The sequence below is a fragment of the Pyxidicoccus sp. M15 genome (assembly GCF_056858435.1).
Genome location: NZ_CM166495.1, coordinates 6,287,816 through 6,301,243 on the forward strand (window position 1 = coordinate 6,287,816; position 13,428 = coordinate 6,301,243).

At 72.2% G+C, this 13,428-nt stretch carries 10 protein-coding genes; 6 read left to right on the forward strand and 4 right to left on the reverse strand.

From position 1 onward, the window contains the following. Positions 1 to 21: 21 nt before the first annotated feature. The gene (locus ACX9TP_RS23580) at positions 22 to 711 is read right to left on the reverse strand and encodes an acetoacetate decarboxylase family protein (protein ID WP_482981979.1); all 690 of its coding nucleotides are present in this window, start codon (positions 709 to 711) and stop codon (positions 22 to 24) included. 136 nt (positions 712 to 847) lie between these two features. Continuing rightward, positions 848 to 3,757: a carboxypeptidase regulatory-like domain-containing protein gene (locus ACX9TP_RS23585; protein ID WP_482981980.1), complete on the reverse strand. Its 2,910-nt coding sequence runs from the start codon at positions 3,755 to 3,757 to the stop codon at positions 848 to 850. Between the two features lie 149 nt (positions 3,758 to 3,906). Here ACX9TP_RS23585 and ACX9TP_RS23590 point away from each other — a divergent pair, with 149 nt between their 5' ends. The 5 genes from ACX9TP_RS23590 to ACX9TP_RS23610 all read left to right on the forward strand — a co-directional run bounded on the left by ACX9TP_RS23590 (position 3,907) and on the right by ACX9TP_RS23610 (position 8,782). Then, positions 3,907 to 4,485 carry a helix-turn-helix domain-containing protein gene (locus tag ACX9TP_RS23590; RefSeq protein WP_482981981.1) on the forward strand — a complete coding sequence of 193 codons (579 nt, stop codon included), beginning with the start codon at positions 3,907 to 3,909 and terminating at the stop codon, positions 4,483 to 4,485. Then, on the forward strand, positions 4,482 to 5,258 hold the full coding sequence (locus ACX9TP_RS23595; RefSeq protein ID WP_482981982.1) for an SRPBCC family protein: 777 nt from the start codon (positions 4,482 to 4,484) through the stop codon (positions 5,256 to 5,258). The genes ACX9TP_RS23590 and ACX9TP_RS23595 overlap by 4 nt, the downstream gene beginning before the upstream one ends. Before the next feature lie 66 nt (positions 5,259 to 5,324). Next, the gene (locus ACX9TP_RS23600) at positions 5,325 to 6,296 is read left to right on the forward strand and encodes a Rieske 2Fe-2S domain-containing protein (protein WP_482981983.1); all 972 of its coding nucleotides are present in this window, start codon (positions 5,325 to 5,327) and stop codon (positions 6,294 to 6,296) included. Further along, positions 6,280 to 7,200 (forward strand): fatty acid desaturase, encoded by a 921-nt coding sequence (locus ACX9TP_RS23605; RefSeq protein ID WP_482981984.1) that lies wholly within the window; start codon positions 6,280 to 6,282, stop codon positions 7,198 to 7,200. Before ACX9TP_RS23600 ends, ACX9TP_RS23605 begins: the two co-directional genes overlap by 17 nt. 64 nt (positions 7,201 to 7,264) lie before the next feature. Beyond that, the gene (locus tag ACX9TP_RS23610) at positions 7,265 to 8,782 is read left to right on the forward strand and encodes a phosphatase PAP2 family protein (protein ID WP_482981985.1); all 1,518 of its coding nucleotides are present in this window, start codon (positions 7,265 to 7,267) and stop codon (positions 8,780 to 8,782) included. Here ACX9TP_RS23610 and ACX9TP_RS23615 read toward each other — a convergent pair. Next, entirely contained in the window at positions 8,745 to 9,365 is a 621-nt protein-coding gene (locus ACX9TP_RS23615) for an SgcJ/EcaC family oxidoreductase (RefSeq protein ID WP_482981986.1), read from the reverse strand. The two genes, ACX9TP_RS23610 and ACX9TP_RS23615, sit on opposite strands and share 38 nt — an antisense overlap. A 75-nt stretch (positions 9,366 to 9,440) precedes the next feature. Continuing rightward, positions 9,441 to 10,127, reverse strand: a complete 687-nt coding sequence (locus ACX9TP_RS23620) for a hypothetical protein (protein WP_482981987.1) — start codon at positions 10,125 to 10,127, stop codon at positions 9,441 to 9,443. 267 nt (positions 10,128 to 10,394) lie between these two features. Here ACX9TP_RS23620 and ACX9TP_RS23625 point away from each other — a divergent pair, with 267 nt between their 5' ends. Then, positions 10,395 to 13,364, forward strand: coding sequence for a chemotaxis protein CheB (locus ACX9TP_RS23625; protein ID WP_482981988.1), 2,970 nt, complete (start codon positions 10,395 to 10,397; stop codon positions 13,362 to 13,364). The last annotated feature ends 64 nt before the right edge of the window (positions 13,365 to 13,428 follow it).

Below are 13,428 nucleotides of genomic sequence, written 5' to 3' on the forward strand. Positions count from 1 at the left end.
AGCGCGCGCCGGGCCGCGGCACTACTTCGCCTTCAGCTCGTACTCGCCGCCCGGGTAGACGAACGAGTCCTTCGGCGCGTACCAGCACCAGGCCTCCACCTTGCGCAGCGTGCTCTCCGGGCGCAGTGCGTAGACCGGGTGGTCCGGCGCGAGGAACTCCAGGGACAGCAGCTCGAAGCCGGAGGCGATTTCGCCGACATAGGGGTAGTTGCCGGCCATCAGCCTGTTCTTCACCTGCGTCACGTACATGAGCTGGCCGCGCGCCACCGAGGCCACCTGCGAGCCCACGCGCGCCACCGTGCGGATGATGGGGATGCCGTCCACGCGCGTCGTGGCCACCAGCCTTCCTTCCTCCAGCTCCAGCGTGGTGGAGCCCGCGGAGGCGGGGACGCCGCGCTCGCTCACGTAGTCGCGCACCGTCTGCGAGGAGTTGAGGTAGTGCGTGAAGAAGCGCCCCGGCGTCACGCCGTCCGGCGCCGTGTGGCCCGCGAGGTCCAGGCCCATGTACGTCAGCGAGTACGCGCCGAAGCCCGACGTCTGGTCCGCCGAGTCCACGACGTACTGGTTCATGAAGAGGGCGCGGTTGGCCGCGGGCGACAGGCCCTTCGGCAGCAGCGCGGCGGCGGCCTTCGGGTCCGCGGGAATCCAGCTCGAATAGAGCATGCGGCTGTTGATGACGAGCTGCGGCGCGGCGAGGGTGCTGGCGGTCATGACGGCTCCTGTGATGTGGCGCCGCCAGCAGCCCTTCCAGGCCCCAGCGGCCGGGTGAATTCCCCCTGCACATCATTCGGAGCCAGCCACGCAGGCTGGTCGTCCGTCCATCGTCCCCCGGCCGCAGCGCGGCGCGTTACAGGGCGCGGGTGAGGGTGACGGGGTACGTGCGCCCCTCGCGGAGGATGACGAGCGTGGCCGGGCTGCCCGGGGCGCCCAGCTCGCGCTGGCGGGCCTCGCCCGCGTCGAGCACCGTGGCGCCGTCGATGGACCGCACCACGTCGCCCACGCGCAGCGACACCGCCGGGCCTCCCTCCGCGATGGTGCTCACCGTGACGTCGTCACCGCTCATGCCGAAGTAGAGGCCCAGGCGCCCGGGCTCCACGCGGCCGGGACCCATGCGCCAGTCACCGAGGTCCACCGGCTTGCCGGACACGAGCGTCACCTGCCGCTCCGCGAGCTGCCCGCCGCGTCCCCAGGCGATGACGCGGTGGGGGCCCGGCGCGAGGTCCTCCACCCGGAAGCGGCCGTCCGCTCCCGCCGTCGGCGAGAAGACGCCGTCCACGTCCACGAACCCGCCCGCGATGGGCGCCCCCGAGGCCTCCACCAGCCGGCCCGCCAGCGCGCCTCCGGCCTCCACGACGATGTCCACCCGGGTGGTGCCGTCCGCGGTGACGGCGGCCTCCGCCTTGCCGGCGCGGCCATCCGGGAGCGTGGCGGTGAGGGCCACCTTCCCGGCCACCATGTCCTCGACGACGAAGCGGTCCCCCGCGAAGTCCAGCTCCTGCCGGGTGAGGAAGTCGTCGTCGGTGCGCAGGGCGGACACCACCAGCCGGAAGCCCTCGACGGCGCGGCCTCCCGCGGAGCGGACGGTGCCCGTCAGCCGGCCCCCCGCGGTGAGCTGCAGCGTGACGGCCGTGCGCGAGGAAGGCACCGCGGGCAGATCACCCCGGCGTCCGCCGTTGGTGGCCCAGAAGTGCACCGCGGGGCCGCCCACCGCGTCCGCCACCATCGTCACCTGGCCGGAGGCGTCGGTGACGTCCTCCAGCAGCACCTCGTTCTTGCCTGGCTCGCTGCCCATCACCGTGGCGGCGACGCTGGGCGCGCCGTTGGGCTCGAGCACCGTGACGACGATGGGGCGGCTCGCCTCGCGCACCTCCAGGTCCACGTGCTTCGACCCGCCAGCCTCCAGCTCCACCACCTTCTCCTGGTCGCCGTTCTGGCTGCCGGTGTCCGTCATCCACGCCGTGAGTCGGTAGCGGCCCGCGCGCACCCGCATCGACCAGGCGCCGTCGGGCGTGGCCGCGACCTTCAAGACCTCGGAGTAGGGCGCGCCGACCCGCAGCGCGGAGACGGTGACGGGCCTGGGCGGTACGCGGCCTCCCTGGAGCCGGACGGTGCCTTCGAGCTGCCCCTCTTCGTGGAGCTGGATGCGGACCCGGCTCGTCTCGCCCGGGGTGACCTTCACCATTTCCCGGCCGTTCGTCTCGCTGCCGGGACGCCGGGCCGCGACGAAGATGTCTCCGGGGGGGAGCCCTTCGAGGACGAAGGCGCCCTGTGCGTCCGTCACCGTCTCGAGCGCGCCCTCCAGCGGCGCCATCCGCCAGCGCGACTCGGGCGTGACGTGGATGCCCGCCAGCGGCTTCTCCGCGGCGTCCACCACCGTGCCCTCGATGCGCCCGTGGGCCTCCAGCTCGGCGACGAGGTCGAAGCGCTGGCCGTCCAGCACGCTGACGCCGCTTCGCACCCACTTCTTGAAGCCCTTCGCTCGCACCGTCACCGCGTACATCCCCGGCGCGAGCGCGCCCGCCTCGAACCGGCCATCCGCTCCGGAGACGGCGCTGGCGACCTCGGTCGGGTCCGCATCGAAGCTGAAGGTGAGGGCGCCCGGGCTGACGGAGACGTTCGCTCCGGCGATGGGCTCTCCCGAGCCCTTGCGCCGCACGACGCCCGCGAGCGCGGCCTGGGAGCCCAGGCGGATGCGCACGTCCCGGACCGTCATTCCCGCGCCCACGACGATGCGCGCAGGGGATGCGCCGGTCATGTCTCCCTGGCGCGCGGCGACCTGGTACACGCCCGGCGGTACGTCGAGCGAGAAGGCGCCTCCCTCGCTCGTGTCGGTCTCCACGGCGTCTCCCGTGCCGGAGGCGATGACGCGTGCTCCGGGAGCCGGCTTGCCGTCGGGCCGCTCGACGAAGCCCTCGATGAAGGCCGAGCCCTCCAATTCGACGGTGAGCCCGGACGTGGGCACGTGCACGCGACCGAGCCGCCTGGGTGCATGCCCCGGTGCGCGGGCGTCCAGTTGGTACTCGCCGGGTGCCAGGCCCTGGAGGCGGAAGTCGCCACGCCCGTCGCTGGTGGTGGTGTAACGCTCCTCCTCTGGCACCGACGCACCCGCCGAGAGGGTGGGGGGCAGCACGAGGCCATCGGCGGACGTGCGCGGTGTCAGCGTGACTTCCGCGAGCGGGACGGGCGTCCGTGAGCCCCGCTCCACCGTGACGCCTTCGAGGGTGCCTCCAGTGCCGAGCGTGAGCCGCACCGGAGTCGTGGCTTCACCGCGCGGACGCGTGACGTAGGCGCGGGCCCTGGCGAGGCCTTCCGCCTGGGCCGTGACGAGGTAGTTGCCCGGCCGCGCGGGCAGCACGACGACTCCCGCCGCGTCGGTGACGCCGCTGCCGGCGACGAACCAGCCGGGCTTCCCCGCGCCGGAGGCACCGAGCCCCCGGAAGTAGAGCGTCACACTCGCGCCCTGTTTCGGGCCCGAGGCGGTGTGCACCTCCGCGCGCAGGGTGCCTTCCTCCTCACGCATCGGCTCGTCGACGCGGGGCGTCCCGTCCGCGGTGCTGGCGCCGGGCGTCGCGCCTCGGGACTCCGTGGCCGCCGCTCCGCCCGGTGAGGAAGCGCCGCCAGGGGTGGGGGCCGCCGTGGATGCAGTGGTGTCCCGGGAAGGAGCCGGCCCGGCGTCGTCCGACCCGCCGGCCCACCAGAGTCCGCTCACCGCGAGGACCGCCAGCACCGCCACCAGCACGAGTGACTTCCGCTTCATGCCATCTCCCGGAGCCAGCCTCTTCGTGACCGGGCGCAGGACAGCAGGACGGCCGGACGGGTTCCAGCCCGGCACTGACAAAACCCCGAGGCTCACCGACAAACTTTCTTTGTCTTGACCGGTAAAGTTTGTCGGAGCTACAAGGGGGCATGGCGAAGGACAGCAGCGCGGCGAAGGCCCGGCCCATGCGGGCGCGCATCCTGGAGCGGCTCGCGACGCCCACCACGGCGGCGGCGCTCGCGCGCGAGCTGGACACGTCACGGCAGAAGGTGGGCTACCACCTGAAGGAGCTGGAGCAGCAGGGCCTGGTCGAGCTGGTCGAGGAGCGCCGCAAGGGCAACGTGGTGGAGCGACTGGTGAAGGCCAGCTCGCGCGCGTACCTCGTGTCCGCCGAGGCCCTGGCCTCGCTGGCCCCGGACCCCGCCGCGGCGGTGGACCGCTTCTCGTCCGCGTACCTCATCGCCGTCGCCGCGCGCAGCGTGCGCGAGGTGGCGTCCCTGCGCGAGCGCGCGCAGGCGGCGGGCAAGACGCTGCCGACATTTTCCCTGCAGGCCGACGTGCGCTTCCCCAACGCGAAGGCGCGACATGCCTTCGCGGAGGAGCTGGCGGACACCGTCGCCCGGCTCGTCGCCCGCTACCACGACGACAGGGCCGAGGGAGGGCGCCACTACCGCCTCTTCCTCGGCGTACACCCCGCAGCCGCACCCGAGAAGGAGAGCCCCGAGTGAGCCAGGACAAGACGCGCAGTCTCGAGAAGAAGGTGAAGATCAACGCCCCTCGCGATGCCGTCTGGCGCGCCATCACCGAGGCCGATCAGATCGTCCGCTGGTTCGCGCTCGACGCGAAGGTGAAGCCGGGCGTCGGCGGCTACGTGTGGCTGAGCTGGCCCGGCATGGCGGGCGAGGACCGCATCGAGGTCTGGGAGGAGGGGAAGCACTTCCAGACGCGCAACCCCGCGCGGCCGCAGGTCGCCACCGACTGGTATGTCGAAGGCGAGGGCGGGGAGACGACGCTGCGGCTCGTCCACTCGGGCTTCGGTGAGGGCGCGGACTGGGATGGCGAGTTCGACTCGCTGGACCGCGGCTGGTCGGTGTTCTTCCAGAACCTCAAGCACATGCTGGAGCGGCACCCGGGCACCCCCGGGCAGCAGGTGATGGTGCCCGTGCCGGTGGGGAGTGTGACGCTGGAGCAGGCGTGGCAGCGGCTGTTGGGGCCGGACATGCTCGGCCTGGAGCGCACCGGCGAGCGGACCTTCCGGGCCCGCGCCGTCACGGGCGAGGCGCTGGAAGGGGAGGTGGACCTGTGGCTGCCTCCGCGCGCGCTCGGCATCACGGTGAAGGAGTGGAACGACGCGCGCCTCACCGTGGACATCAGCGGCTGCGATGGCGAGGTGCGCGCCTGGATCTGCCTGCTCACCTGGGGGCTGGATGCGCCCGCCGTCGAGGCGCTCCGGGCCCGGTGGCAGCCCCGGCTGGAAGGAATGTTCCTTTCGGCGGCGTGAGCACGCGGTGACAGACGGCGTGCGTGCGGGTGGCGACGGGGCGGTGCCGTCCGCTAGCCTCGCGGCATGGCGGTGAATGTCGTGGCGTGGGCGGACCCGGTCCGTCAACCCGAGCCGGGACGGCTCCGGGCGTGGCACCTCGTGTGCCCGTCCGAGTCGCTCCGGCGCGGGCAGGTGAGGGGCTTCAGCCTCGGCGGCAGGGAGCTGGTGCTCTTCCGGGGGCAGGGCGGCGGCGTGCACGCGCTGTCCGCGCACTGCGCGCACATGGGCACGCACCTCGCGGGTGGCAGCGTCGTTGGTGACTGCCTGCGCTGCCCGCTGCACCACTGGCGCTTCGACGGCAGCGGCGCCTGCCAGGCGGACGTGGGCGGCAGGCCCGGGCAGCGGCCGTTCCCCGTGGTGGAGCGCTACGGCGCCATCCTCGTCTTCAACGGGCCCGTGGTCCTCTGTCCTCCTCCGGAAGTGGGCACCGCGGACCTGTCCTGGCGCACCGGGCCCGAAGTCACGGTGCGCTGTGACTGGCTGCCACTGGTGGCCAACTCGTTCGACATCGAGCACCTGCGCACCGTGCACCACCGCGAACTGCGGGACGCGCCCGTCGTCGAGCGGCCGGACCCGTTCACCCTGCGCCTGCGCTACACCTCGCGCGTCACCGGCACCGGGGCCAGTGACTGGCTGATGAAGACGCTGTCCGGCAACCACATCCGCGTCACCATCACCGTGCATGGCGGGACGCTGCTCTCCGTGGAGAGCGACCTCGGCCGCACGCGGAGCGCCCTCGTCGCCGGCATCCGGGAGACCGACGCGGGCATGGCCGTGCGGCTGGCCTTCGCCGCGCGCCGGGGCCGCATCCCGGGCATGGAGCGGCTGTCGCTCGCGGTGTCCCGGTGGCTCTTCACGTCGTTCCTGCGCAGGGACTTGTCCGTGCTCCACGGCATGCGCTTCAACCCGGCCGGCGCCGCGGAGGACCCCATCCTGCGCCAGTTGATGGCCTTCACCGCCAGCCTGCCCGAGGACCGCGATGACGAGCGAGGGTAGGGACACGCCCATCCCGGCCACCCTCAATGTCGTGCTCCTGGTCTCCGCGCTGACCGCGTGCGCCGGGTGTCTCTGGCTGGCCTCCCACTCGGAGGCGTGGGCCGTGCGGCTGGCGGCGGCGGCGGTGTTCTCGTTCGTGAACAACACCGTCTTCTCGCTGCTGCACGAGGCGACGCATGGCGTGCTGCACCCGTCGCGCCGCGTGAATGACGGGCTCGGGCGCGTGGCGGCGACGCTGTTCCCCACGTCCTTCACCATGCAGCGCGCCTTCCACCTCAACCACCACCGCCACAACCGGACGCGGCTGGAGCAGTTCGACTACTTCCGGCCCGGGGACAACCGGTGGCTCAAGCGCGCGCAGTGGTACTCCATCCTCAGTGGCCTCTACTGGCTCCTCGTGCCGGTGGGCGCGGTGGCCTTCGCCCTCGTCCCCGGGTTGCTGCACCGGGTGCGCGGCACGGGTACGCGCTATGGAGAGCAGACGGGCGCGGATGCGTACCTGGGCCGGTTGGAGGATGCCCCGGGGGCGGCCATCCGGTGGGAGGTGCTGCTGGCGGTGGCGGTGCAGGCCGGGCTCGCGGTGGCGCTGGAGCTGTCCGTGACGGGCCAGGCGCTGTGCTATGCGGCCTTCGCCGTCAACTGGAGCGGGCTCCAGTACGCGGACCATGCGTGGTCTCCGCTGCACGTGCGCGACGGGGCGTGGGACTTGCGCGTGGCCGCGCCCGTGCGCTGGCTGTTCCTCAACTACCACTACCACCGCGCGCACCACCGGCACCCGCACGTGCCCTGGCTGCACCTGGGCCGCTACGTGGACCCGGGGGTGCCCCGGCCTTCGTTCCTGCGCGTCTGGCTGTCCATGTGGCGCGGGCCCCGGTCGCTGCCCGCCACCGTGGAGGAGCGATGAGCGAGCCCGTCCTGTCCGGCCCGCTTCCGCGCGAGGCGTCATTGCTCGCCACCGTGGGGGCGCGATGACCCGGCGTGCCGCGCTGTTCGGCATGCCCCGGAGGGAGGAGCTCGTCCTCACCGGCTCGCTCGCGCTCGGCTTCGCGCTGTTCTTCCTCGCCGTGTACGGCGGCGCGAGCTGGGTGACGGGCTTCTACTCCGGCGGCCTCCGCGTGGACCTGCCCTTCGAGCGGCACATCCCGTTCATCCCCGCGTGGGCGGCGGTCTACGTGAGCATGGACGTGCTGCTGCTGCTGTCGCTGTTCGTCTTCCGCACGTGGAGGGACATGGTGCCCTTCGCGCTCGCGCTCTGCGCGGAGACGGTGGTGGGCGCGGTGGGCTTCCTGGTGCTGCCCGTGGAGGTCGCCTGGCCCACGCGCGTCGTGCAGGGCGGCTGGGCCGACATCTTCTTCGTGGCCGACACGATGAACCTGGAGCGCAACTACCTGCCGTCGCTCCATGTGGCCTTCGCGTGCACGGCCGCGCTGGCGTATGCGGAGCGCTCGGGCGGGTGGGCCCGGGCGCTGTTCGGACTGTGGGCCGCGGCCATCGCCGCGTCCACGCTGCTCATCCACGAGCACCACCTGGTGGACGTGGTGGCGGGCGCGCTGCTCGCCTGGGGCACGTGGCGGTTCGTCGCGCCCAGGGCCCGCCGTGAGGACTTCCTCTCCGCCCTCCGAGTGGAGGCGCTCTGTGCCCGCGAGCTGTTCCGCTTCTCCCGCAGGCACCTGCGCTACGCGCTGATTGGCCTGGCGCTCTATCGCTACTCGCCAGGCCGCTGGCGGCGCCAGGCCCGCGTGGCCCGGGTGGGGTTCTGCTTCCTCCAGCTCGTGGACGACGTGCTGGACGGAGACCGGGCCGTGGAGGGCGAGCCGCTCGACTGGGTGGACGCGCTGCTCGCGGAGTTGGAGACGGGGCAGGGGCGGGACACCGGGACGGCGGCCACGCTGGGCCGGGTGTTGCTCGACAGCCTGGAGGCCCCCGAGGCGCGGGCGCACGTCTTCGCGCTCATGCGGACCATGCGCGGGGACCGGGAGCGGGTGCGCGAGCGGCGGTGGCTGGCCGCGGAGGCGCTGCTCGCGCAGCACCGGGACACCTTCCGGCTGTCGGTGGACCTGATGCTGTTCGTGGCCGGAGCCGACGTGCGCGCCTCGGACGTGCCGTCGCTCATCGACGCCTTCGGGTGGTGCTCCGCCCTGCGAGACTTGCGCGAGGACCTGGCGGCGGGGCTCTACAACGTGCCGGCCGAGGTGGCGGAGGAGGTGAGGAGCGAGGGCGCGGACCCGGCGGACTACGAAGCCCTGCTGGGCTCGGCGGCGGGACGTGCCTGGGTGGTCGCGGAGCACGCCCGCGCACGCGCGCTGCTGGAGCGCTCCGCCGAGGAGTTGTCCGCCCTCGAAGGGCGCACCGGAGTGTCGCTGCTGCGGCTGTTCCACCGCTCCATCGAGGGCTTCCGGGCGAGGCGGCTGCCGCGCCGCCTGCCGTTCCTTCGCGAGCCGGCCAGCGTCAGGCCGTGGCCTTCGGGCGCCGCGTCCGGCCGATGACGTAGCCGGCCAGGAGCGCGGCCAGCGTCGCGACGGAGATGAAGATGGCCCCGTAGTACTTCAGCTTCCCGAGCAGCGGGTTGTCGAACACGTTGGTGGAGTAGTGGAACGCGGCAATCAGCCACTGGTCGCCCTCGCGCACCAGGGTGCACGTCCACCGGCTGTCGATGACGATGTCCGTGCCGTCCGTGAGCACGTAGTGGTCCTTCGACGAGCCCCGGGCGATGCCCGTGTTGCCATAGAGGCGGGTGAGCTCGGCCACCTCGAACTTCGCGGTGACCTTCTCCACGACGCGGTTCGGCCCGCGCATCATCTCGTCGTAGTAGGCGCGGATGGAGTCCTTGCCCACGCGCACGTCGTTGTTCATGGTGGTGAAGGCGATGTCCGGGTGCAGGTGCTTCAGCAGCCGGTCCACGTCCTGCGTGTTGAGCGCGTCCTCCATGTCCTGCTTGAGGGCGCGCAGCGCGTTGTGCGTGGCCTCCACGTCCGCCGGCGTGCCGGCCGCCGCGGCGTCCTGGGCCCACACGGGTGCCGCGAGCAATGAGAGCACCACCGCCACCACACCGCCGAGGGTCCGCGTCATGAGGCCTCCAGAGAGGATGCGGAGCATCGTCGAAGCGGAGCGCCGGAGGAAGCCTTACGACGTCGCGGCAAGTCGCTACCCGCGCGCGCCCGGAGACGTCTTGGTGCGGTTGCTCGTGCGCAAGGCGCGCAGCGTGGACATCAGCGCGTAGGCATTGGGAATGCGGCCCAGGTCCACCCAGCCGCCGCTGCGCCGCTGCACCCGCGCCTGCCCGTCGATGGCGTGCACCTGCGCAATCTCCGCCAGCGGCAGGAGCTCTCCGCGGACCGTCAGCCCCTGCGCCGTGAGGAGGACCTCCTCGCCGAACGCCACCGGCTGACCGTCGCGCAGCTGCGCGTCATGGCGCAGGGTGAGCACCGCGTCGACGCGGTCCAGCGACTTCTCCGCGAGGACGAAGAAGCCGAGCAGCCGGGGCTGCAACGTGATGGCGTCTCCGTCCTGGCCGTACAGGGTCAGCGACGTCAGGGAAGGCCCCTTCGAGAAGCGACGCTTGCCGTTGTCGGCCAGCCGCGACCAGATGGACTGGAGCAGCTTGCCGCCCGCGTGGGGATTCTCCAGCAGGTCCACCTTGTACTGGGTGACCTGCTCCCAGGGCAGTCGCACCTCGCCGTCCCGCTTGTGGTGGACGAGGCCGTCCGCGTGCAGCTCCACCCATTCCTGACGGAAGCGCACGAGCACGGCGATGAAGCCTCCCCACACGACGGCGGCCACCCCGACCGAAACGATGACCTCGAGCCGCGTCGAGGGAGTCCGGAACGTCATGAAGGCGAAGACCGCCGAAAGGGCGAGGAAGAAGAAAAATGCCCCCACGACGACCCAGGGGGAGTTGCGGTGGATGCTCAGCGGTGAACGCGCGGACTTCATGGGGGGCCGCACGCTAGCCGTCGCGGCAGTCCCCGACCAGTCTCCACGAGTGCGGGGCCGGATTGCATGACACCCCTTCCTCCCGTGGTCCGCCCGACGCTTGCCGTATGCTGCGCGCCGGAAGGTCTCGAGGCCTCGCCGGAACCCGCAGCCCGGAGCGCCCGCTTGAGCACCCGGAAGTCCCCGAAGAAGAAAAAGGCCCGGACCCCGGCCTCCGCGCCGTCACGCCCGCACCGCGCGAGGCCCGCCCCCCTCGTGCCCGTGGTGGGCATTGGCGCCTCCGCCGGTGGACTGGAGGCCTTCAACGAGTTGCTGCTGTACCTGCCCGAGCGGACGGGAATGGCCTTCGTGCTCGTGCAGCACCTGTCCCCCGAGCACGAGAGCAACCTCGCGTCCCTCCTGGCGCGCGCCACGCCGTTACCCGTCGTCGAGGCGAGTGACGGCCAGCGGCTCCAGGCCGACCACGTCTACGTCATCCCCCCGGCGGTGCTCCCCGCGCTCCAGGACGGCGTGCTGCGCTTCGTGGCCCGCCCGAAAGGGCAGGGGCTGCCCCGGGTCATCGACCACTTCCTCAGCTCGCTCGCGCGGGAGCTGGGGCCCCGCGCGGTGGGGGTCGTCCTCTCCGGGACGGGCTCGGATGGGACGCGCGGGCTGATGGCCATCCAGGCCGCCGGGGGCGCCACCCTCGCGCAGGCCCCCGGCTCCGCCCGCTTCCCCGGCATGCCCCAGAGCGCCTCCTCCGAGGGCGCCGTCGGACGCGAGCTGCCGCTGAAGGAGCTCGCCCGGGCGCTCGCCTTCCTGAGCCCCAGGTCCAATCCGGCCCCGGCTCCCCCGTCCGACGAGCCGGACTTCGCGAGCGAGCCCGAGGCCATGGCCCGCATCTTCCACATGCTGAAGGCCGCCAGCGGCGTGGACTTCTCCCAGTACAAGCCCACCACCATCTACCGCCGCCTCGCCCGGCGGATGCTCCATTGCCGGGTGACGCGGCTCGCCGACTACGTCACCTGGCTCGAGACACACCCCGCGGAGCTGGATGCGCTCCGGCACGACCTGCTCATCCACGTCACCAGCTTCTTCCGAGACCCCGAGACGTTCGACGCGCTCAAGCGCGACGTCATCCCCGAGCTGCTCCAGGGGCGTGACGCCACCACGCCGCTGCGCGTCTGGGTGCCCGGCTGCGCCACCGGAGAGGAGGCGTACTCGGTCGCCATCTGCTTCCTCGAGGCGCTCGCCACCGACAACGCGTCGCCGGGGCTCCAGGTGTTCGCCACCGACCTGAGCGAGCCGGCCATCGAGCGCGCGCGCGCCGGCGTCTACCCGGAATCCATCGCCGACCACGTCTCGCCCGAGCGTCTCCGCCGCTTCTTCATGAAGGTGGACGGGGGCTACCAGGTGGCCAAGCGGGTGCGCGGCCTGTGCATCTTCGCGAGGCAGGACCTGGTGAGCAACCCGCCCTTCTCGCGGATGGACCTCATCAGCTGCCGCAACGTCTTCATCTACCTGGGCCCGGCGCTGCAGCGGAAGGTGCTGGCCACGCTCCACTACGCGCTCAATCCCCGAGGCTTCCTGCTGCTCGGGTCCTCGGAGTCGGTGGGCCCCGCGTCCGATTTGTTCTCCCTGCACGACAAGCGGCACAAGTTCTACCGGAAGAAGGGCATCGCGCCCCGCGCGGGCTTCTTCCTGCCGCGCGTGGAGGCGCCGCACCACCGGTACGCCGAGGCACTGCCCCCGGAGCTGTCGGTGGCGACGCCGGACCCGCAGAGGGAGGCCGACCGCATCGTGCTCGCCCAGTACGGGCCGCCCGGCGTCATCGTCAACGACGCGCTGGAGATCATGAACTTCCGCGGCCACACCGGCGCCTACCTCGAGCCGATGCCCGGCGCGGCGAGCCTCCAGCTCCTGAAGATGGCGCGCGAGGACCTGTCGCTGGAGCTGCGCGCCGCGCTGAGGCAGGCGAAGCGGCAGGGCGCCCGCGTGCGCCGCGAGCGCATCCGCTTGCGAGAGGGCGGGAGCGAGCGGCGCATCAACATCGACGTGCGCCCGCTGCGGGCGTCCTCCAGCCCCCACGAGCGCTACTTCCTCATCCTCTTCGAGGAGGTGGCCGAGCCGCCTTCCCCCGCCGTGGCCCCGCGCGCCCGGAGCGTGAAGGGCCGCGCTCCCCCGGAGGCGGTGCGGGCGCTGCGCGAGGAGCTGGCCACCACGCGCGAGCACCTGCAGGCGCTGCTGGACGACCAGGAGACCGCGCACGAGGAGCTGCGGGTCGCCAACGAGGAATCCCAGTCCACCAACGAGGAGCTGCAGAGCACCAACGAGGAGCTGGAGACGGCCAAGGAGGAGCTTCAGGCCACCAACGAGGAGCTCACCACCGTCAACGAGGAGCTGGAGAGCCGCAACCAGGAGCTGAGCCAGGTCAACAGTGACCTCAACAACCTGCTGGGCAGCACGCACATCGCCACCGTCATGGTGGGCAGTGATTTGCGCATCCGCCGCTTCACGCCCATGGCGGAGTCGCTGCTGAAGCTGTCGCCGGGCGACATGGGGCGGGCCCTGGTGGACGTCCACTCCCCGCTGCTGCCCGCGGACCTGGGGGCCGTCATCACCGAGGTGACGGAGACGCTGGCCACCGTCGAGCGCGACATCCAGGATGGCGACGGACGCTGGTTCCAGCTCCGGCTGCGCCCCTACAAGACGGTGGACAGTCGCATCGAGGGCGCGGTGATGACGGTGCTGGACGTCGACCGGCTCAAGCGCAGCCTGGACGAGGCCCGGCAGGCGCGGGAGCTGGCGCAGGCCATCCTGGATACGCTGCGCGAGCCATTCCTGCTCCTGGATGGCGCCCTGCGCGTGGTCGCCGCCAACCCCGCCTTCTTCCAGACGTTCCAGGTGAGCCGGGAGCAGACCGAGGGCCGCCGCGTCTACGAGCTCGGCAACGGCCAGTGGAACATCCCCCGGCTTCGCGAGCTCCTGGAGGAAGTCCTCCCAAGGGACTTGCGGCTGCGGGACTTCCCCGTCGAGCACACCTTCGAGAGCATCGGGGCGCGGCAGATGCTCCTCAACGCCCGGAGGCTCGTCGGCGAGTCCTCACACCCGGGGCGCATCCTGCTGTCCATCGAGGATGTCACGGGCAGGACGTAGGGCAGCCGGGCGGCTGCCGGGGGGGATGGCACCGGGGGGCAGGGCAGAGTACACCGGTAGCGGT